A 20,483-nucleotide genomic window follows, 5' to 3' on the forward strand; every position below is an offset into this window, starting at 1 on the left:
CCTCATTTGTAATTTTCATAAAATTTCATTAACTGAGTTTAATAAAAAGGGCCTAATCTCTCAGGAGAGAGACCAGACCCAGTGGTATTACGCACCAAAGAAGTTCTTAAATGATTGTAATGTTGTTGCACGGTTTAGTGCTGCAATAGATGTTGTTAATGGGATCCCTTTAGGGCAAGACTGAACACAGTTTTGCGAGTTACCACAATTAGCTAGTCCACCTTCACCCATAATCGTTTCTAGACGTTCTTCTTTATTCATTTCACCCGTTGGATGAGCATTAAATAAACGAACTTGAGAAAGTGGTGCTGGCCCGATAAATTCTGATTTACTATTTACATTCGGACAAGACTCTAAACAAACCCCACAAGTCATACATTTTGAAAGCTCATAAGCCCACTGACGCTTCGTTTCAGCCATACGCGGTCCAGGACCAAGGTCGTACGTACCATCAATTGGAATCCAGGCTTTCACTTTTTTAAGTGAATCGAACATACGACTACGGTCAACCATTAAGTCACGTACTACTGGGAATGTCTTCATAGGCTCTAATCGAATTGGTTGTTCCAATTGATCAACTAGCGCTGTACAAGATTGACGTGGCTTTCCATTAATAACCATTGAACATGCTCCACAAACCTCTTCTAGACAGTTCATATCCCAAGCAATCGGCGTAGTTTCTTCCCCTTTAGTGTTAACAGGGTTACGACGAAATTCCATAAGCGCTGAAATAACATTCATATTTGGGCGGTACGGTACCTCAAATTCCTCTTCGTAAGGAGCACTGTTTGGGTCACTTTGTCTTAACACTTTAAATTTGATTGTTTTTTCACTCATGATTTAACAGCTCCTTGCTTTTTTTGTGAATAGTCACGCTTACGTGGCTCAATAAGCGATGTATCTACTTCTTCATACTCAAAGTCAGGACTATTTGTAGTAGGGTTAAACTTCGCTTTCGTTGTTTTTAAGAATTCTTCATCGTTACGCTCTGGGAAATCTGGCTTGTAGTGAGCTCCACGACTTTCGTTACGATTGTAAGCACCAAGAGTGATTACACGAGCTAAACTTAACATTCCATCTAATTGACGTGTAAACGATGCCCCTTGGTTGCTCCATTTAGCTGTATCGTTAATGTTAATGTTTTTATATCGTTCCATTAACTCTTGAATCTTCTCATCCGTTTTTAGCAGCTTATCATTATAACGAACCACTGTTACGTTATCTGTCATCCACTCACCAAGTTCTTTATGAAGGATGTATGCATTCTCTTTTCCATCCATTTTTAAGATACTATCGTATGCATCTTGTTCTTTCTTCACTTCATTTTCATATAAAGAAGATGGCATTGAATCAGCTGATTTTTCTAAGCCATTCATATACTCAACTGCTTTTGGTCCAGCAACCATACCACCGTAAATCGCCGAAAGAAGTGAATTCGCACCAAGTCTGTTTGCACCGTGCTGTGAATAATCACACTCACCAGCTGCAAATAGCCCAGGGATATTTGTCATTTGATCATAATCAATCCACATTCCACCCATAGAATAGTGAACAGCTGGGAAGATCTTCATTGGAACTTTACGAGGATCATCACCCATAAATTTCTCATAGATTTCAATGATTCCACCAAGTTTGATATCAAGCTCTTTTGGATCCTTATGGGAAAGATCAAGATAAACCATGTTCTCGCCATTAATTCCAAGCTTTTGCTCAACACATACATCGAAAATTTCACGTGTTGCAATATCACGAGGTACTAGGTTTCCGTATGCCGGATACTTTTCTTCTAAGAAATACCAAGGCTTTCCGTCCTTATACGTCCATACACGGCCACCCTCTCCACGCGCTGATTCACTCATTAGACGTAATTTGTCGTCTCCAGGGATCGCCGTTGGATGGATTTGAATGAATTCACCATTTGCATAGTAAACTCCTTGTTGATAAAGTTTTGCAGCCGCATATCCAGTATTAATTACAGAGTTCGTTGACTTACCGAAGATAATTCCAGGACCACCAGTTGCCATAATAACAGCATCAGATTGGAAACTACGAATCTCTGAAGATTTTAAATCTTGAGCTGTAACCCCACGACAGACGCCCTCATCATCTACGATAGCAGATAAGAACTCCCACCCTTCATATTTCGTTACTAGTCCACTAACTTCATGGCGACGTACTTGCTCATCAAGCGCGTATAATAACTGTTGACCAGTTGTAGCACCCGCAAATGCAGTACGGTGATGCTGTGTTCCACCAAAACGACGGAAATCTAGTAAACCTTCTGGTGTACGGTTAAACATAACACCCATACGGTCCATTAAGTGGATGATTCCAGGCGCCGCCTCTGTCATCGCTTTAACTGGAGGTTGGTTTGCTAAGAAGTCCCCTCCGTAAACTGTATCATCAAAGTGCTCCCAAGGAGAGTCACCTTCACCTTTTGTGTTAACAGCTCCATTAATCCCACCTTGCGCACATACTGAGTGTGAACGTTTTACTGGAACTAAAGAGAAGAGATCAACAGGTACTCCCTTTTCTGCCGCTTTAATTGTTGCCATCAGACCAGCTAGTCCGCCTCCGACAACAATAATTCTACCTTTACTCATATGATTCACTCCTTAAATGTTTGCTAAGTCTGGATTGATGAATGCTAGAATTGCTCTAATACCGATAAATGTTAATACGAAGAAAACCCCAAGTGTTACATATGTTGCAATTTGTTGCGAACGTGGTGTTACTGTAATCCCCCATGAAACGGCAAATGACCAAAGACCGTTTGCAAAGTGGAATGTAGCTGAAACAACACCCAAAATGTAAAATGCGATCATCCAAGGATTACTAAAGATGTTTGCCATCATATCAAAGTTTACATCAGCACCTAATGCAGCTTGTACTCTCGTTTCCCACACGTGCCAAGTAATCCAGATTACTAGAAACACACCTGTCCAACGTTGGATTTTAAACATCCAGTTACGGAAGAACCCGTATCTTGCAGTGTTGTTTTTCGCTTGAAAAGCAATATATATACCGTAGATTGCATGATAAAGCAAAGGAATAAAAATAACAAAGATTTCAAGTGCATAACGGAAAGGTAGATTTTCCATGAAATGAGATGCTTGGTTAAAAGCACTCGCTCCCCGCGTTGCAAAATGATTGACTACTAAGTGTTGAATTAAGAAAACCCCAACAGGAATAACACCTAGTAATGAATGTAACTTACGATTAAAAAACTCTCGATTACCAGCCATACCTTTTTCCCCCCACAAGTAATTTTAACCCTACCAAACTAGTACTATAATTCCCCTCTCTCTTTATTCGTATAGTATGTACCTCCCTACGAAACACGTAATATTGTATAAACCAGAAAAATGAAATATTATTCAAATTTCTGTGAATAAAATCCGACAAATTTATTGTACTCCCATCTTTTTGACTCGTCAAGAAAACGTATACAACCTTTTTAAAAGAAAATTTAGTAAATTACTATAAAAAAGACTTTGCTACACCTAGATATTCACTAGGATTACAAAGTCTTTCTGCCTATTCAAAGATTTAGCCAATAATAATTCTCTCTGTCGGGTATTTAAAATGCGTTTTCGTCTCTCTTTTTCGAACAGAGAATAAGAAGGCAATAAGTCCAACCCTCCCAACAAACATTAGTGCCATTAAAACAACTTGACTCGGAAAAGATAAATCGGACGTTATTCCCATTGATAGTCCACAGGTTCCGAAGGCCGATGCTGTTTCAAAAATAATCGCAATTAACGGTATATCGTTTCTGCCCTCGAAGGCGACAATTAACGTGACAGCAGCAAACAGCATCACAAGAAACACAGATAGGACAATAAAGGCCTTTTGTCGATCTTCTGGATGAATCTCTCGTCCGAACACCTTCACATCCTCTTTCCCTAAAGCAAAGCTCCGTATCGTTAAGAACATAACCGCAACGGTCGTTGTTCGAATACCGCCACCCACACTTGATGGACTTGCCCCTATAATCATTAAAGCGGAAACAAACAATAAAGTGGCTAAACTTAATTCAGATACGTCCATTGTCGATAACCCGCCACTTCTTGAAGTCGCCGAATTAAAAATAGAATAAAATAATTGCTGATGCCATTCTAATCCTACATAATAGTGACCATATTCCAAGGCCCAAATTCCTATAACTCCAATAATAAAAACAGCAAAATAAGTTGTAGTTGTAATTTTCGTAAATAAACTAAAACGAAAATTAGAATTCTTTCTCAAAAAATACTCTCTTAGCTCCAACAATACAGGAAAACCAATTGCCCCAGCCATAATCAACAAGATTACAACAAATTGCACGTAATAATCGTTCGCGAATGGAATAAGTGACTGTCCTGTTACGTCAAAACCAGCATTGGTGAAAGCACTTAACGAAGCAAAGGCTCCTTGATAATAAGCCTCTCCCACTGTATCAAAATAACGAATAAAGTATGTACCTAATATAAGGGCTCCGATCAACTCAATGATGAGAGCGACAATTAAGATTCCTCGCATTAAGTTAACTAAACCAGAAAATGTATTTTGATTTTGGTCAACCATAATCAACATTCGTTGAGCAAAGTTAATTTTTCGTCCAAATAACATCCATACAAAGGTTCCCATTGTCATTATGCCAATGCCACCTAATTGAATCGCTAATGCCAGGAAGAAGATCCCTAAATAGCTATATGTATCTGGCACATTCACAACGGTCAGCCCAGTTACACTCACCGCACTTACCGAAGTAAACAAAGCATCCTTGTAAGAGACATCAACACCTGGTTGATGAGAGATTGGCAAATACAATAAAAAACTAAATAATACCATTGCCACAACATATGAAATGATAATGATTCGAAATGGAGAAAGAAATTGATTAAGTCCTGATTTCATTCAAATTGTACCTCCAAGTTAGTTCGCGCTTAAGTATATCATTTAAAAAAATGAAAGAAAAGACGGCATTCAGTAAAGGCTGTCACTTGCTTCAAATCCCTTTTATTTATTAACTCAAGCTATTCACTGTCTGATTAGCAAATATTAGTTATTATGATTGTGGAAATGTTACAAAAACTAACTTTGAAATTGACTCTTCTTGCGCAGTTCTTTTTTCGCTTGTACGCCATCCCAACTTCGTTTATGATCAAAAGTAGCTATTTGCCTTCATCTGTAAAAAGAAGGAACGGTTTTACAAGGGAGAGATGTGAGTCCATGGACCAACTTAAAGAAAACTTCGGTTATGAATTGCTGCGAAACGACGTACTCAAAGATATTCTTGGTAAAGAGCATGATTCCATCCTTTATTGGATCGGAAAATCTTTAGCACGAAAATACCCAATAAATACAATAGAAGAACTAATCTTATTTTTCGACCATGCCAATTGGGGAACTTTAGTTAGAGAGAAAGAGAAAAAAAACATTCAAATTTTCCAACTAACTGGACCTTGGATGAACAAGAAAGACAGTCGATGCTACCAGCTAGAGGCTGGCTTCTTAGCCCAACAGCTTGAAAGCTGGCACAATTGCATTACAGGAGCTACATATACATTTAAAAAGGATACAGTAACTATAACGGTTGAACTTGATGTAAAAGACTCTCTAAAATAAAACAAGACTTATCGGCTACTTCAAGTAAGTAGCTCGATAAGTCTTGTTTTGTTTAATTATGAAAGTGTTGCAACCTCTTCTGCCTCTTCAACCTCTTCAGCAAGTTGGAATGCAGCATGAAGCATTTCAACTGCTAATACCATATCTGCTTCGTCCACAACAACCGACACCTTGATCTCAGATGTGCTCACCATCTTAACAAAGACTTCATTTTCCGCTAAAACTTCAAACATTTTCGCTGCTACCCCTGGGTTTGAAACCATCCCCGAACCAACAATAGAAACTTTTGCTAACTCTTCTTCAAAATAAATATCAGTAAACTGCAGTTCTTCTTGAGCTTCTTGGAGAATTGCTAGCGTTTCTTTTAATGAGCTTTGCGTAATAGAAAACGAAATATTAACATGGTCTGCATCATATTGGTTTTGAATAATAATATCTACGTTTACTTTATGCTCTGATAATGTTGAAAATAATCTAGATAATGTATTTAGACGGTTGGGCAAACCTTTAACCGTTACCTTTGTTACATCATTTTCAAAAGCGATACCACGTACAATTAAATTTTGTTCCATCGTTACTTCCTCCTCGATCATTGTTCCTTCTACTTCTTCCATACTAGATGCAACCATTAATGGAACATCATAATTTTTGGCAAATTCAACCGCACGCGGATGTAAGACACCAGCTCCTAAATTAGCCATTTCAAGCATTTCATCATAAGAAATTGAATGTAATTTACGTGCTTGCTTGACATAACGAGGGTCCGTTGTAAATACACCTGTTACATCTGTATAAATATCACAACGCTCCGCCTTCAAAGCAGCTGCTAACGCAACCGCTGTCGTATCAGAACCTCCACGACCTAATGTTGTAATCTCCGTTCCACAAATCCCTTGGAAACCAGCAACAATAACGACCTTTCCTTTTGAAAGCTCTTCTTCGATCCGATCAGTATTAATATGGGAAATTCGTGCATTCCCATGGCTTGCTTCTGTCTCCATTCCAGCTTGCCATCCTGTTAAAGATGTAGCCTCTAATCCTAATTCATGAAGTGCCATTGTTAAAAGAGAAATCGTTACTTGCTCACCTGTTGTTAACAGCATATCCATTTCTCGCTTGCTTGGAGAAGCTGTAATTTCGCCAGCCAATCTAACAAGTCCATCCGTTGATTTCCCCATCGCTGAAACGACGACAACTAATTCATTTCCTTCAACTTGAGCTTTTTGAATTCTACTCGCTACATGCTTAATCCGTTCTACTGAACCTACTGATGTTCCTCCATACTTCTGTACAATTCTTGCCATTATATCTTCATCCTCTCCATACACTCACGGCGATGATGGAACGCAAAAAAGCAACAATAAGGAAAACCCCTCACTGTTGCTTGTCATACCAGTCCGGTACCACACTGCTCCCTGTTTCTCACGTGAGATAGTTCTCCACATACTCCTTGGGTTGAGCATGTGACAGCCCTATGCTTATTCAACATAGGTCCAGCATAAGAAAGATGAGTCTTTCTTCCACTTCGGCGAATTCCCCTTTTCATGAACTTCAACGGTTCTCATTACCCTCAGAACATGTACTAATGGTTTTCGCTCCTCTACCAATCACTTCATTTGAAGTGCGGCATATTTAATTGTTTTCAATTCTAGCAAACGTTCGTGATCATTGCAAGAAAAAAATGATTTTCTTTTTAAACGAATCTAAGAATCACTATTTTTTTGTAACGTTTCAACGATTGCCTCTGCCACTTTAGTCGGGATTGATAATTGTCTCAAGTCTTCAACCGTTGCTTCTTTCATTTTCTTTAAAGAGCCGAAATGTTTGAGCAATTGACGCTTTCGTTTTTCTCCCACTCCTGCTATGTCATCAAGTGCTGATTTAAAAAACGTTTTTGAACGAGTTTGTCGATGAAACGTAATCGCAAAGCGGTGAACTTCATCTTGAATTCTTTGCAGTAGATAAAATTCATGACTATCTCTTTTAAGAGGAACCATTATTGGTGGATCTCCCATTAACAATTGAGATGTTCTATGCTTTTCATCTTTTGCAAGTCCACATACTGGTATTGTTAGTCCAAGTTCATCAACAATGACTTCCTGAGCAACAGCAATTTGACCTTTTCCACCATCAATGACAATTAAATCTGGTAATGGTAGTGATTCTTTTAACAACCTCACATATCTTCTACGAATGACTTCCCGCATGGAGCCATAGTCATCAGGTCCTTCAACCGTTTTGATTTTATATTTCCGATAATCTTTCCTGCTAGGCTTACCATCAACAAACGATACCATAGCCGACACAGGATCCGTTCCTTGAATATTGGAGTTATCAAATGCCTCAATTCGGTATGGCGTTGAAATCCCCATTGCTTCTCCAAGTCGCTCAATTGCTTTTATCGTTCGTTCTTCATCCCGTTCAATTAATGAGAACTTTTCCTTTAGTGCGACTTGTGCATTTTGATTAGCAAGGTCAACTAACTCCTTTTTCTTTCCTCGTTTAGGATGGTGAGTTTTCACTTTGATCAATTGTTCGACTAACTCTTTATCAACCTCTTCAGGCAACAGGATTTCAGCTGGTTTTAAATGTTCTTTCTTCATGTAAAACTGGCCGATAAATGTTAATAAATCTTCAGGTGCTTCTTGATAAAAAGGAAAGATTGATACATCTCTTTCAATCAGTTTACCTTGGCGAATAAAGAAGACTTGTACACACATCCATCCTTTATCATAAGAAAAACCGAAAACATCACGATCGACAAAGTCGCTGATCATCATCTTTTGCTTTTGCATAACGGTATCCATATGCTGCAATGTATCTCTAATTTCTTTTGCTCGTTCAAAGTCCATTTCTTCAGCAGCTTTCATCATTTTCTCTGTTAACTGCTCTTTGATTTCATCTTGACCAGAGCGTAGAAATTTGGTGATTTCCTGAACGAGAGCTTGATTTTCTTCTTTGGTTACTTCCTTCACACAAGGAGCAAGACATTGACCAATATGGTAATAAAGGCACACCTTATCAGGTAAAGTCCTACACTTCCGTAAAGGGTAAATACGATCTAGCAGCTTCTTTGTTTCATTTGCCGCACCCGCATTCGGATATGGACCAAAATATTTTCCACCATCTGTTTTTACTTGCCGTGTTGTAATTAATCTTGGATGTTCTTCATTTGTAATTTTTAAATAAGGATACGACTTATCATCCTTTAACATGACATTGTATTTAGGGTCGTACTTTTTAATTAAATTCATCTCCAATATGAGCGCTTCAATATTAGAAGATGTGACAATATATTCAAAATCAGTAATCTCACTGACGAGACGCTGTGTTTTCCCGTCATGAGAACCTGTAAAATAAGACCGAACACGATTTTTTAACACTTTTGCTTTTCCGACATATATCACTGTCCCTTGACGATCCTTCATCAAGTAACAGCCTGGTTGATCTGGCAGAAACATAAGTTTTTCTTTCAATTGACTCATTTTACTCCACCTCATTTACTATTGTTGGTGAGAACTTAAAGAAATGCAAGTAATAAGGGATTAGTAAAACTTAGAAATGGAGCAACTGACTAAAAAAACGTCCACTCTCATTAGAGAGTAGACGTTTAAACAATTCTTATAGATGCTTATTTAATAATTCTGCTAAAGCTTCTTTTGGTTGAAAACCAACTACTTGATCAACAACATTTCCATCTTTAAATACAAGAAGTGTTGGAATACTCATTACACTGTATTTTCCTGCTGTCTCTTGGTTTTCATCAACATCGATTTTAGCAATTTTTACTTTATCGCCCATCTCAGCGTCAAGTTCTTCAAGAACTGGTGCAATCATTTTACAAGGTCCACACCAAGGTGCCCAAAAGTCTGCTAAAACAACTCCTTCGCTTGTTTCAGAAGCGAATGTTTGATCTGTTACATTTACAATTGCCATGTTAAAAAACCTCCTCGTTTCATTCAAAACTATTTCAAATCGATTATACCAAACACTTCCACTGCTGGCGAACTAATTGCTCGTAAATAGTTTATCCTTTTTTTATAGGGCTACACGAAAAAAACTCGGTCACCAATAAAAAGAGGCCATTCCGAGGTCGTAATGGCTTTTTTTGTATGTTCAATTTAGCGACTCCATAAGCTTTTGGGACGTCCTTCAGTTCAATACCTATGGACGTCCCCATCAAACAAGGAACTAATTAGACACGAGCACATTTCTTAATTCTTCTGTTAAAAGTGGGACAATTTCAAAAAGATCGCCGACAATTCCGTAATCAGCCACTTCAAAAATTGGCGCTTCTGGATCTTTGTTAATGGCAACGATCACTTTAGAATTCGACATCCCTGCTAAGTGCTGAATGGCTCCAGAAATTCCAATTGCAAAATAAAGATCAGGAGTTACCACTTTACCCGTTTGACCGATTTGAAGTCCATAATCGCAATACTCAGCGTCACACGCTCCACGGGAAGCACCTACTGCGCCACCAAGTAAATCAGCAAGGTCTTGTAATGGCTTAAAGCCATCCGCACTTTTCACGCCCCGGCCTCCAGCTACAATTACATTTGCTTCAGAAAGGTCAACTCCACCGGTCGCTTTTTTAACAACATCGCGGATTGTTGTACGTAAGTCTTTGATATCTACCGTAATGGTTGATACATCTCCTGTTCTCTTTGTATCTTGTTCAAATGCTGCAATGTTATTAGGACGAATAGTAGCGAATACTACACCTTCATTAATTTTCTTTTTCTCAAATGCTTTCCCTGAATAAATTGGACGAGTAAAAACCGGTTCTCCCCCGTCCATTTCAACCGCTACTGCATCTGAGACTAGGCCTGCATTTAATTTCATTGCAAGGCGCGGAGAAACATCTTTCCCCATGGCTGTATGACCTAGCACAACACCTTCAGGGCTTTCTACATCAAACACTTGTAACAACGCTTGTTGATAGGCATCTGTTGTATATGTTTTTAAATCAGCGTGGTTGACTGTTACGACTCGATCAGCCCCATATTGGATTAGCGACTCTGCTAAACCGCTTACATTTTCACCTAACAGAACACCCACGACTTCTCCACCATTGGCAACCATTTTACCTGCAGCGACCGCTTCAAATGATACATTTCGTAATTCACCATCTCGTACTTCCCCGATAACTAGAACTTTCTTCGCCATAATATCCCTCCTAATTAAATGACTTTCGCTTCAGATTTTAGTAATGAAACAAGCTCTTTTACTTGCGTAGAGGAATCTCCTTCAAGCACCTTACCCGCTTGCTTCTCAGCTGGCAAGAAAATCTCTACTGTTGTTGTTTTCGCTTCTACATCCTCTTCATCTAAATCAAGGTCATCTAAATCCAGCTTTTCTAATGGCTTTTTCTTTGCTTTCATAATCCCAGGCAAAGACGGATACCTTGGCTCATTTAGGCCTTGTTGCGCCGTAACTAGAACTGGAAGGCTTACTTCAACTGTTTCTTCGTCACCTTCAACATCTCGCACAATCGTCGCTTTGCCATCTTTAACAGTTAGTTTCGTAATCGTTGTTACTTGAGGGATATTTAAAAGTTCTGCAACACGCGGACCGACCTGACCTGATCCTCCATCCACTGCGACATTCCCACCTAAAATGATATCTACCTCCACACCTTTTAAATAGGCAGCAAGCAATGTTGCAGTCGAATACTGGTCTACCTCATCAATGTCTTCACTATCAATCAATACTGCTTTATCAGCTCCCATCGCAAGAGCTGTACGCAGTTCTTTTTCTGCCTCTTCTTCTCCTACTGTTACAACCGTTACTTCACCACCGTGTGTATCACGTAATACAATTGCCTCTTCAATCGCGTATTCATCGTATGGATTAATAATGAACTCAGCCCCACTATCATCAATACGGTCACCACTAATTGAGATTTTTTCTTCTGTATCAAACGTACGTTTCATAATGACAAAAATATTCATCCGGATTCCCTCCTGATTTTGAATTATTATTTATTTTGAAACTTTGGTGATCGCTTCTCAATGAACGCTTGAATGCCTTCTTTTCCATCCGCTGAATCAAACACTTCTCCAAAAAACCTTGCTTCTTTCAGAGATCCTTCTTCCTGTTTAGAAGATCGTGTGTAGCTTAACAGTTCAAGCGTTCTTGTCACTGATACTCTACTTTTTGCGGCAATTTTCAAAGCTAGTTTACGAGATTCTTTTAGCAATTGTTCTTCGGTAGCGAAAGTTGCATTCACAAGTCCTAACGCTTGTGCTTCTTCTCCTGTTATTGGATCACTCGTTAATAACATTTCACATGCTTTGGCTGTCCCAACAAATCTTGGCAACCTTTGACTACCAGCAAATCCAGGAATCAAGCCAAGGGAAAGCTCTGGTAATCCTAATTTAGCATCAGATGTTGCTAATCGGATATGACAAGCCATTGCTAGTTCTAATCCGCCACCTAACGCAGCTCCATGAATGGCTGAAATAACCGGTTTGTTCAAATTCTCAATTCGATTAAACAACCGTTGTCCACTTCTTGCATTTTGCGAAAATTCAGCACCATCTTTCGCTTCAGTGAATTCCTTGATATCAGCACCAGCTGCGAAGAAGCGCCCTTCTCCATGAAGAAGAAGGACATGAACTTCCTCATTGTTTTCAAGCACTGTTAACAATTCATCAAGTTCTGCTAACACTTTTTTTGATAAAGCATTCGCTGGAGGGCGATTCAGAGTAATGGTTGCAACCTTTTCATTAACTGAAACCTTTAAGAACTTCAAAAAGCTCACTCCTTCTCTTAAAACTTAAGCTCGAAATGCACGTAGCAACAATCGATGTACTGGATCTGCAGAAGCTACTAAGTCATATTTACATTCTTTCATGACCCAATTCGTAACCACTTCATCAAGCGTACCAAATACCATCTGCCGAGCTAAACGATTATCTAAGTCAGAAAGAAATTGACCAGCTTCCTTTCCTTCTGTTAACAATTCATCTAGTAAGATTAAATAATTTTTGAAAATGCTATTAATTTTCAAACGCAGCTCTGTATTTGATTGTCTTAATTCTAACTGTGTCACGATTGCTAAATTTTGATCTGCCTGCAATTGTTCGAAGTGCATTTTGACTGCAATTAACAGCTTTTCTGCTGCTGATTTCTCTGAAGCAATTCGCTCACGAATCGTTTCAACAAAACTTCCCATCTTTTCTTCGAACAATGAAATGAGAATATCTTCCTTGTTCTCAAAATAAAGATAGATTGTACCATCGGCCACGCCTGCTTCTTTAGCAATTTTTGAAACTTGTGCTTGATGGTAGCCATGTTTAGCAATTACTCTCACAGCCGCTTCAATAATTTGGTTATACTTTGGTCCTTTTTTCTTTCCCACTATATGTCTCTCCTTCGGTGAATGACCATTCATTCATATTTCTTATTTTAGTGAAAAAGAACAGGTCTGTCAATTTTTTTCGTTATTTCTTTGAATTAACTCGTTTTTTTATCAAGTTGCTTCTGCTTTTCCTTTTCTTCTTCAATTAAAACGCGCTTCAGTATTTTTCCTACGAGCGTTTTTGGAAGTTCTTCACGGAATTCATATTTTTTAGGGACTTTATAAGCAGCTAAATGTTTGCGGCAATAGATATTTAATTCTTCTTCTGTTACTGTTGCTCCTTCTTTTTTGACGACAAATACTTTGACTGTTTCACCTCTATACTCGTCTGGAACCCCTATAGCGACAGCCTCTTGTATTTCTTCATGGTTATAAAGAACTTCCTCTATCTCACGAGGGTATATATTAAAACCTCCAGCAATGATCATATCTTTTTTACGATCAACAATATAGAAATAGCCTTCTTCATCCATGTAACCCATATCACCCGTTAACAACCAATCATCCTTAAGAGTCGCAGCCGTTTCTTCTGGCCGATTCCAGTAACCCTTCATTACTTGTGGACCACGAACCGCCAACTCTCCTACTTCTTTTGGCTTAACAGGTTCTCCTGTTTCCATCGACAAAATCACAGCTTCTGTATCTGGCCACGGTAGGCCAATACTTGCTTTTCTTCTTTCCCCATAAATTAAGTTACAATGTGTAACTGGAGCAGCTTCTGTTAGGCCGAACCCCTCAACTAATCTCCCTCCTGTTAATTTCTCAAAACGCTCTTGAATATCAACTGGTAATGAAGCTGAACCACTTATACAAGCTTCTATGGAAGAAAGATCATACTTCTTTATATCTGGATGATTCACTAAGCCAATATACATTGTAGGGGCGCCTGGAAAGATGGTAATCTTTTTCTTATCAATTATCTTCAATACTTGCTTCACATCAAACTTCGGTAAGATATGCAAAGTATTCCCGGTTAGTAACGTTAAATTCATTGATACTGTCATCCCATATACATGAAAAAACGGTAGGACAGCCAATGTTCTTTCTTCCCCTTCTCTTAGCTTATACATCCAATGACGGCATTGAATGGTATTGGCTACTAAATTTTTATGAGTTAGCATGACACCTTTTGCAAATCCCGTTGTCCCTCCCGTATATTGCAGGAGAGCTACATCCATTTCAGTAGCACCCTTTAATTGAAGTTGTTGATCTGATGCAATTCTTATACAAGAAACAAACTGGTGAGTCCATTTGTTGTAAACAATGTCAACGGATAAGCCGGTATTCTTCTTCTGGATAAATGGATAAATAACATTCTTCGGAAATGGAAGATAATCTTTGATAGCGGTTACAATAATTTGTTCAATAGATGTTGAATGCTTCACTTTCATTACTTTCGGATAAAACAAATCTAGACAGACAATCATCTTAGCCTCTGAATCAACTAACTGATGCTGTAATTCTCTTTCAACGTAAAGTGGATTCGTTTGGACAACTATCCCTCCGGCCATTAAAGTTCCATAATAAGCGATGACACTTTGTGGGCAATTGGGTAGCATAATGGCTACTCGATCTCCTCTTTCAAGACCTAATGTTTGTAAATGATTGGCAAACCTTCTTGCAGATTGAACAAATACCTTATATGTAAGCGACTTCCCTAAAAACTCAAGTGCTACATGATTTGGGTAACGTTCAGCAACTTCTTCGACTAGTTCGTGTAAAGCTTTTTTTGGATAATTAATTGAAGCTGGTATTTCTTTTTCATAACGATCAACCCAATTTTTTGCAGTTTCAGTTACCAAGTAAACAGCCTCCTCTAGTCCTCTCCTTTCAAAGCTTTCATCCTCTCTCTACCTATTGTAATGAATGTTCATTCATTTTTAAATAGTTAATTGAAATTTTTTATAATGTTTTTTGTTTGTTTGCCCTAAGACAAATCGGGCAATAGTAGATTTGAGGTGATTTATGTGAAACGATTGTTATTCTTTTTGTCGATAATATTTTTACTTACAAGTTGTCAAGGAAATGTAGCCCCTAATACAGAAACTGACATTCCTAGTACGGAAACAGGCGAAGATGAAGGAGAAAGCAGTCCATCCGCATTTGCTACTAGTTTAAATTTATACAATCCGTTAACAGATTATGATATGTATCATGAAGGAACTGGGTTAGGAGAAGGAATGAATTTTCTATTTCAATCAGAAGAATTTGTTTTGGCACAGGGGCACCAAGGACAAGCTGTTAGCTTTTATCGAATCTTACAAATAAACGAAGAAGCAGGTACGATTGTGATTACACATGAATTTATGGAAGCAACAGAGGAATTTGAAGCCATTCAAAAGGCGATAGACGAAGGTGATGACCTTCAGTCCTTACTTGAGCAGTATAAACAATTAGAACCAAATAAAGAACAACTCTATTTTACTGCCACAGAAGTAGCTGAAGAAATTACTTTACAGACTGGGGAAGAACTAACTGTTTTACCTGTACACATAAAAGATACTGTTTATTACTTTGCTGAAGAAAGAGGCCTCGTTCGCATTAAATACACAGGTGATAGTGTCATTGAGTTGTTCGGCGAGGAACAGATCGCAGAAGCAAATCCTCATCAATAATTGAATGTGCGTTTTCAAGATGAAAAGGTTGTCTGAGAAGCCCTTTGGCCTTTTACAGACAACCTTGCTTGCTACCACCCCTAACTATTATGAATCATTGCTCACTTTTTCAGCTTCAGCTATTTTTTGCTTTTCTTCTTCTAGCAGCACACGACGCAATATTTTCCCTACAAGTGTCTTAGGCAATTCATCACGAAACTCGTAAAGTCTCGGAACTTTGTAAGCAGCTAAATGTTTACGACAATACTGATCGAGCTCTTTTTCTGTTAAGCTCTTCCCTTCTTTTAAAACGAGAAATGCTTTAACCGTTTCACCGCGATACTCATCAGGCGCACCAATAACTACGGCTTCTTGTATCGCATCGTGCTCATAAAGGACCTCTTCTATTTCCCTTGGATAAATATTAAAACCACCCGCAATAATCAAATCTTTTTTACGATCAACAATATAAAAGTACCCTTCTTCATCCATGTAACCCATGTCCCCTGTTAAAAACCAATCACCGAGAAATACTTTTGCTGTCTCTTCTGGACGATTCCAGTAGCCTTTCATTACTTGAGGACCTCTAATCGCCATTTCTCCAACTTCACCAATTTCAGCTTGTTCTCCTGTCTCAGGAGAAATAATCGCTGCTTCCGTATCAGGCCATGGAACACCAACACTTCCCACTTTACGTTTTCCCCAAATAGGTGTTGCAATCGCAACTGGAGACGTTTCTGTTAAACCATATCCTTCAACGAGCTTTCCTCCTGTTAATTTCTCAAATTTACTTTGCACTTCTTGCGGAAGCGGAGCTGCCCCACTTAAACAAGCTTTAATAGATGACAAATCATGATCCGTTATATTAGGGTCATTGACTAAAGCAACATACATCGTTGGAGCTCCGGGAAAGAGGGTTATTTTATGTTTTTCAATTGTCTTTAATACTTCCTTTGGCTCAAATTTAGGTAGAATTACGGTTGTATAACCATTCATCACACCTAGGTTCATGCTTACCGTCATCCCATACACATGGAAGAAAGGTAGCACTGCCAAACCTTTTTCTTGTCCAGGCGTCGTTTTATATGTCCAATGGATACATTGAGCAGTATTCACAACTAAGTTTTGATGTGTTAGCATAACGCCTTTAGCTGGACCAGTTGTTCCTCCTGTATATTGAAGGAGCGCTAAATCTTCGACCGGATCCATTCCAACCTGTACTTCATCTGTTTTACCAGCTTTTAAGAAAGGTTTAAATGCAAGGGTTCTATCACTGTATACAATATCAATTTTCATTCCAGACGTCTTCTTTTGAACAAAAGGATAGAGCAAATTTTTAGGGAATGGTAGATAGTCTTTAATACTTGTTACAATCACGTGTTCTAAACTGGTTTTTGATCGAACTTTTTCTACTCGTGGAAACACGAGGTCAAGACAAACAATCACCTTTGCACCTGAGTCAACTAATTGATGTTCTAATTCTCTTTCGACGTAAAGTGGGTTTGTTTGGACCACTATTGCCCCTATCATTAATGCACCGTAATAACTAATGACTCCTTGTGGACAGTTAGCTAGCATGATTGCGACTCGATCACCTTTTTTAACACCTAGTGTTTGCAATTGGTTAGCAAATTGTTTCGCTTCTGTGTACAACTCTTTGTATGTGATATCTTTGCCTAGAAAATGAAGCGCGTTGTTATTTGGATATTTATCCGTTGATAGCTTCAAATAATCGTGTAAGCACCTCTCATCATAGTCAATCGAATGTGGTACTTCCTCGGGATAATTGTCTAGCCAAATCTTATCAACAGTTGTCAACACTATCTCCTCCTTGCCAATTTGTCTTACTCCTTTCTCATAATTCAATCTCCTCTCTTCTATTGTATTGTAATCGCTTTCATATTTGAATCTTTTTTTGACTATTTTGTGAACTTTTTTAAAAGGACTTGCTGTTTTCCTAAAAGAAGAGCTGTTCGGCAAGATGCCAAACAGCTCTTTAATCTATATTAAGGCGCATAAAAAAGCATAAAAATGATTCCGGCCAAAACAAACAAACCGCTCGCTACATAAAGGATTTTCATCAATCGTTCCACGTAAGAAGTCACCCCTTCTTTATCTAGCAATAATACTAGCTCCAATAACGTACGATAAACCAACTGAAATAACCATTGAAATAAAGCCGACTGCACGATTGTCTTTTCCAATTTCCTCATCGACCTTAAAACTAGGCGTTAAAAACTCAAAAATAAAGTAACTAGCTAACAATAAACAAAAGCCAAGTACTCCCCATCCTAACATCGTTAATAAAGAATCCGAATGTTCAATGGAATGTCTAAATATATTGGCAACACCAAATATTTTCCCACCAGTTGCAAGGGCAACTGCTATATTACCTTGTTTAATTTCATGCCAATTTCGATAACTTGTTACTAGTTCAAAAATGGTTAAAAATAAAATAAGGGCTAAGAGTGAGACGCTGTAGTAAGCGGCTGTTCGAATCCATTCATATTCTAAAAATGCTTCCATTTCCTTCGCCTCACTTATTTTAATTCTACGACTGTATTCCCAAGTCCACCTTCATTCATGCCACCGTCCCTTTCTGATTTGACATGAGGATGTTTTTTCAATAGTTGTTTAACGCCTTTGCGAAGAGCACCGCTTCCTTTACCATGAATAATTGAGACTTGATGATAACCAGCAAGCAGTGCATCATCAATGTACTTTTCAACAAGAAGCATCGCATCTTCAAAACGTTGTCCACGTAAATCAAGTTCTGATTTAACATGAGACTCATTACCTCTTACCATCGCCAGAGGCTTTGTTTCAACTTGTTTTGGTCGATCTAATAATTCTAAGTCATCTTTTTTCACCTTCATTTTCATTACACCCATTTGCACTTGGAACTCTTTATCGTTGATTTTCTCCACAATAAAGCCTTTCTGGCCAAAACTTAACACTCGAACTTCATCACCTAGCTGTATATTCTGCTTCTTAGCCGCTTCCTTTTTGATTTTTTTCTGCTTCGGTGTTAACTTTGGTGCAGCCTTCTCAAGATGCTTTTTTGCGTCAATGATTTGATGTTCTTTAACAGCAATGCCTTCTTTTTGCATTTCCCTTAATTCTTCAATAATAACTTCAGCTTCTTCTTTCGCTTCTTGAACGGCTTTTTCTGCATGTTCTTCTGCTTCTTTTAAAATTCGTTCTTTTTCCTTTTCAAGAGCCTCAAGCTGATTTTCTAGATCTTTTCGTAAATGCTCTGCTTCATGTCGGATAGCTTCTGCTTTTTCCCATTCTGACTCTGCTGATTTCTGACTCGTTTCTAAGGAGGCAATCATTGATTCAATTTGATTCGTTTCACTATCAATTTGTTCTTTCGCCTTTTCAATAATCCGTTCATCAAGTCCAAGTCTTCTTGAAATCGCAAACGCATTGCTTCGTCCCGGAACACCAATTAACAAGCGATACGTTGGTCGAAGTGTTTCAACATTGAATTCAACACTCGCGTTAATAGCCCCTTCACGGTTGTAGGCGTAGCCTTTTAATTCACTATAATGAGTCGTTGCTACAACACAGGCACCACGATTATATACATCATCAAGAATCGAAATCGCTAAAGCTGCTCCTTCTGTTGGATCAGTACCTGCCCCAAGCTCATCAAATAAAACAAGACTTTGAAAGTCCACTTTATCTAATATATCGACAATATTTGTCATATGAGAAGAGAAGGTACTTAGACTTTGTTCAATTGATTGTTCATCACCAATATCAGCAAAGACTTGCTTAAATACAGCTACTTCAGATTCCTCTTCAACAGGAACATGTAGTCCAGATTGAGCCATCAACGTTAGTAGTCCGACTGTTTTCAATGTGACCGTTTTTCCTCCGGTATTTGGACCGGTAATAATGAGTGAACGATACGAATCTCCTAATTCTACATCAATCGGTACGACCTCACTTTGGTCTAAAAGCGGATGTCGGGCTCTTTTTAAATAGAGAAACCCTTTCTCGTTAAGCTTTGGTTCTGTTGCTTTAATAAGTTTTGCATAGCGAGCTTTGGCAAAAATAAAATCAAGAACAGCCAAAATAGTTAAGTTAGACAGAAGTTCTTCGGCCACTTCAGCCACTTGTGTTGATAAATGGGCAAGAATTCTTTCAATCTCTTTCTTTTCTTTCACCTTTGCTTCTCGTAATTGATTATTTAGTTGCACAATGGCTTGAGGTTCAATGAAAAGTGTCGCACCCGAAGCTGATTGATCGTGAACAATTCCGCCGAATGAGCTTCGATACTCTTGCTTAACAGGAATGACAAAGCGATCATTTCGAATCGTTACAATCGCATCTGAAAGCATTTTCTGTGAGCTTGATGAACGTGTTATACTCTCAAGTTTTGACCTGACAGAGGACTCATAACTTCTTACTTGTGAGCGTATCGTTCTAAGCTCTGGACTTGCTGAATCCATAACATGACCATTATCATCAATACATTGTTTAATTTCTCGTTCGACATCAGTTAATGGCTCTAACTTATTGGCATATTCATATAAAAGAGGCAATTCAATCTCTTCTTCTTCAACCATTGTTATGATGAATTTTCTTAGTCTACGTCCCCCATAGATCGTACTTGCTACTTCCACTAACTCATGCGAAGCAAGTGCTCCACCGATTTGGGCGCGTTTCGCATGAGCTTTAACATCTGAAATGCCACCAAGGGGCGCTTGCCCTTTTAAACGTAATATTTTTGCTCCTTCTGACGTTTCATACTGCCATTTCTGTACCTCTTCTAATTGTGTAGAGGGTTGTAACTCTTCAACCTTTTGTCTACCTAGAGAAGATGACACATGTTCGAGCAATTGCTTTTTCATTTTTTCAAATTCCAACACTCGTAAAACTCGTTGCATATGGTTAAACTCCTT

General features: G+C 38.5%; 17 protein-coding genes and 1 riboswitch. Of the genes, 2 read left to right on the top strand and 15 right to left on the bottom strand.

Translation table 11 applies throughout. From position 1 onward, the window contains the following. Positions 1 to 87 precede the first annotated feature (87 nt). The 4 genes from sdhB to BkAM31D_RS16890 all read right to left on the bottom strand — a co-directional run bounded on the left by sdhB (position 88) and on the right by BkAM31D_RS16890 (position 4,899). Positions 88 to 837 carry a succinate dehydrogenase iron-sulfur subunit gene (sdhB, locus tag BkAM31D_RS16875; protein WP_066153271.1) on the bottom strand — a complete coding sequence of 250 codons (750 nt, stop codon included), beginning with the start codon at positions 835 to 837 and terminating at the stop codon, positions 88 to 90. Continuing rightward, the gene (gene sdhA, locus BkAM31D_RS16880; protein ID WP_066153275.1) at positions 834 to 2,603 is read right to left on the bottom strand and encodes a succinate dehydrogenase flavoprotein subunit; all 1,770 of its coding nucleotides are present in this window, start codon (positions 2,601 to 2,603) and stop codon (positions 834 to 836) included. Before sdhA ends, sdhB begins: the two co-directional genes overlap by 4 nt. 12 nt (positions 2,604 to 2,615) lie before the next feature. Then, positions 2,616 to 3,245: a succinate dehydrogenase cytochrome b558 subunit gene (locus BkAM31D_RS16885; protein ID WP_066153278.1), complete on the bottom strand. Its 630-nt coding sequence runs from the start codon at positions 3,243 to 3,245 to the stop codon at positions 2,616 to 2,618. Between the two features lie 304 nt (positions 3,246 to 3,549). Next, on the bottom strand, positions 3,550 to 4,899 hold the full coding sequence (locus BkAM31D_RS16890; protein WP_066153281.1) for a TrkH family potassium uptake protein: 1,350 nt from the start codon (positions 4,897 to 4,899) through the stop codon (positions 3,550 to 3,552). Positions 4,900 to 5,214: 315 nt separating this feature from the next. Between BkAM31D_RS16890 and BkAM31D_RS16895 the strand changes: the two genes are divergently transcribed. Further along, the gene (locus BkAM31D_RS16895) at positions 5,215 to 5,610 is read left to right on the top strand and encodes a YslB family protein (RefSeq protein WP_066153284.1); all 396 of its coding nucleotides are present in this window, start codon (positions 5,215 to 5,217) and stop codon (positions 5,608 to 5,610) included. Between the two features lie 56 nt (positions 5,611 to 5,666). Here BkAM31D_RS16895 and BkAM31D_RS16900 read toward each other — a convergent pair whose 3' ends face one another. The 8 genes from BkAM31D_RS16900 to BkAM31D_RS16935 form a co-directional block, all read right to left on the bottom strand. Continuing rightward, positions 5,667 to 6,914: an aspartate kinase gene (locus BkAM31D_RS16900; RefSeq protein WP_066153288.1), complete on the bottom strand. Its 1,248-nt coding sequence runs from the start codon at positions 6,912 to 6,914 to the stop codon at positions 5,667 to 5,669. 120 nt (positions 6,915 to 7,034) lie between these two features. Then, a riboswitch (Lysine riboswitch) is annotated at positions 7,035 to 7,221 on the bottom strand. A 92-nt stretch (positions 7,222 to 7,313) separates the two neighbouring features. Then, the gene (uvrC, locus tag BkAM31D_RS16905; protein WP_066153292.1) at positions 7,314 to 9,095 is read right to left on the bottom strand and encodes an excinuclease ABC subunit UvrC; all 1,782 of its coding nucleotides are present in this window, start codon (positions 9,093 to 9,095) and stop codon (positions 7,314 to 7,316) included. A 136-nt stretch (positions 9,096 to 9,231) separates the two neighbouring features. Next, positions 9,232 to 9,546 (bottom strand): thioredoxin, encoded by a 315-nt coding sequence (gene trxA, locus BkAM31D_RS16910; RefSeq protein ID WP_066153295.1) that lies wholly within the window; start codon positions 9,544 to 9,546, stop codon positions 9,232 to 9,234. A 255-nt stretch (positions 9,547 to 9,801) separates the two neighbouring features. Continuing rightward, entirely contained in the window at positions 9,802 to 10,779 is a 978-nt protein-coding gene (locus BkAM31D_RS16915) for an electron transfer flavoprotein subunit alpha/FixB family protein (protein WP_066153297.1), read from the bottom strand. Positions 10,780 to 10,793: 14 nt separating this feature from the next. Then, positions 10,794 to 11,564, bottom strand: a complete 771-nt coding sequence (locus BkAM31D_RS16920; protein ID WP_066153300.1) for an electron transfer flavoprotein subunit beta/FixA family protein — start codon at positions 11,562 to 11,564, stop codon at positions 10,794 to 10,796. Between the two features lie 26 nt (positions 11,565 to 11,590). Then, positions 11,591 to 12,367 (bottom strand): enoyl-CoA hydratase, encoded by a 777-nt coding sequence (locus BkAM31D_RS16925; RefSeq protein WP_066153303.1) that lies wholly within the window; start codon positions 12,365 to 12,367, stop codon positions 11,591 to 11,593. A gap of 24 nt (positions 12,368 to 12,391) precedes the next feature. Further along, positions 12,392 to 12,976, bottom strand: coding sequence for a fatty acid metabolism transcriptional regulator FadR (fadR, locus tag BkAM31D_RS16930; protein ID WP_235820383.1), 585 nt, complete (start codon positions 12,974 to 12,976; stop codon positions 12,392 to 12,394). A gap of 95 nt (positions 12,977 to 13,071) precedes the next feature. Next, entirely contained in the window at positions 13,072 to 14,778 is a 1,707-nt protein-coding gene (locus BkAM31D_RS16935) for an AMP-binding protein (RefSeq protein ID WP_066153309.1), read from the bottom strand. 165 nt (positions 14,779 to 14,943) lie between these two features. Here BkAM31D_RS16935 and BkAM31D_RS16940 point away from each other — a divergent pair, with 165 nt between their 5' ends. Beyond that, the gene (locus tag BkAM31D_RS16940) at positions 14,944 to 15,591 is read left to right on the top strand and encodes a membrane lipoprotein lipid attachment site-containing protein (RefSeq protein ID WP_066153313.1); all 648 of its coding nucleotides are present in this window, start codon (positions 14,944 to 14,946) and stop codon (positions 15,589 to 15,591) included. 87 nt (positions 15,592 to 15,678) lie between these two features. On the opposite strand, the gene BkAM31D_RS16945 is transcribed toward BkAM31D_RS16940, so the two are convergent. From BkAM31D_RS16945 to BkAM31D_RS16955, 3 genes are all read right to left on the bottom strand, one after another. After that, positions 15,679 to 17,388, bottom strand: a complete 1,710-nt coding sequence (locus BkAM31D_RS16945) for a long-chain-fatty-acid--CoA ligase (protein WP_066153316.1) — start codon at positions 17,386 to 17,388, stop codon at positions 15,679 to 15,681. A 294-nt stretch (positions 17,389 to 17,682) separates the two neighbouring features. Beyond that, positions 17,683 to 18,096, bottom strand: coding sequence for a DUF350 domain-containing protein (locus BkAM31D_RS16950; protein WP_066153319.1), 414 nt, complete (start codon positions 18,094 to 18,096; stop codon positions 17,683 to 17,685). Positions 18,097 to 18,110: 14 nt separating this feature from the next. Beyond that, on the bottom strand, positions 18,111 to 20,468 hold the full coding sequence (locus tag BkAM31D_RS16955; protein ID WP_066153322.1) for an endonuclease MutS2: 2,358 nt from the start codon (positions 20,466 to 20,468) through the stop codon (positions 18,111 to 18,113). Between the last annotated feature and the right edge of the window lie 15 nt (positions 20,469 to 20,483).

This window comes from Halalkalibacter krulwichiae, assembly GCF_002109385.1.
Taxonomy (GTDB): Bacteria; Bacillota; Bacilli; order Bacillales; family Bacillaceae_D; genus Halalkalibacter; species Halalkalibacter krulwichiae.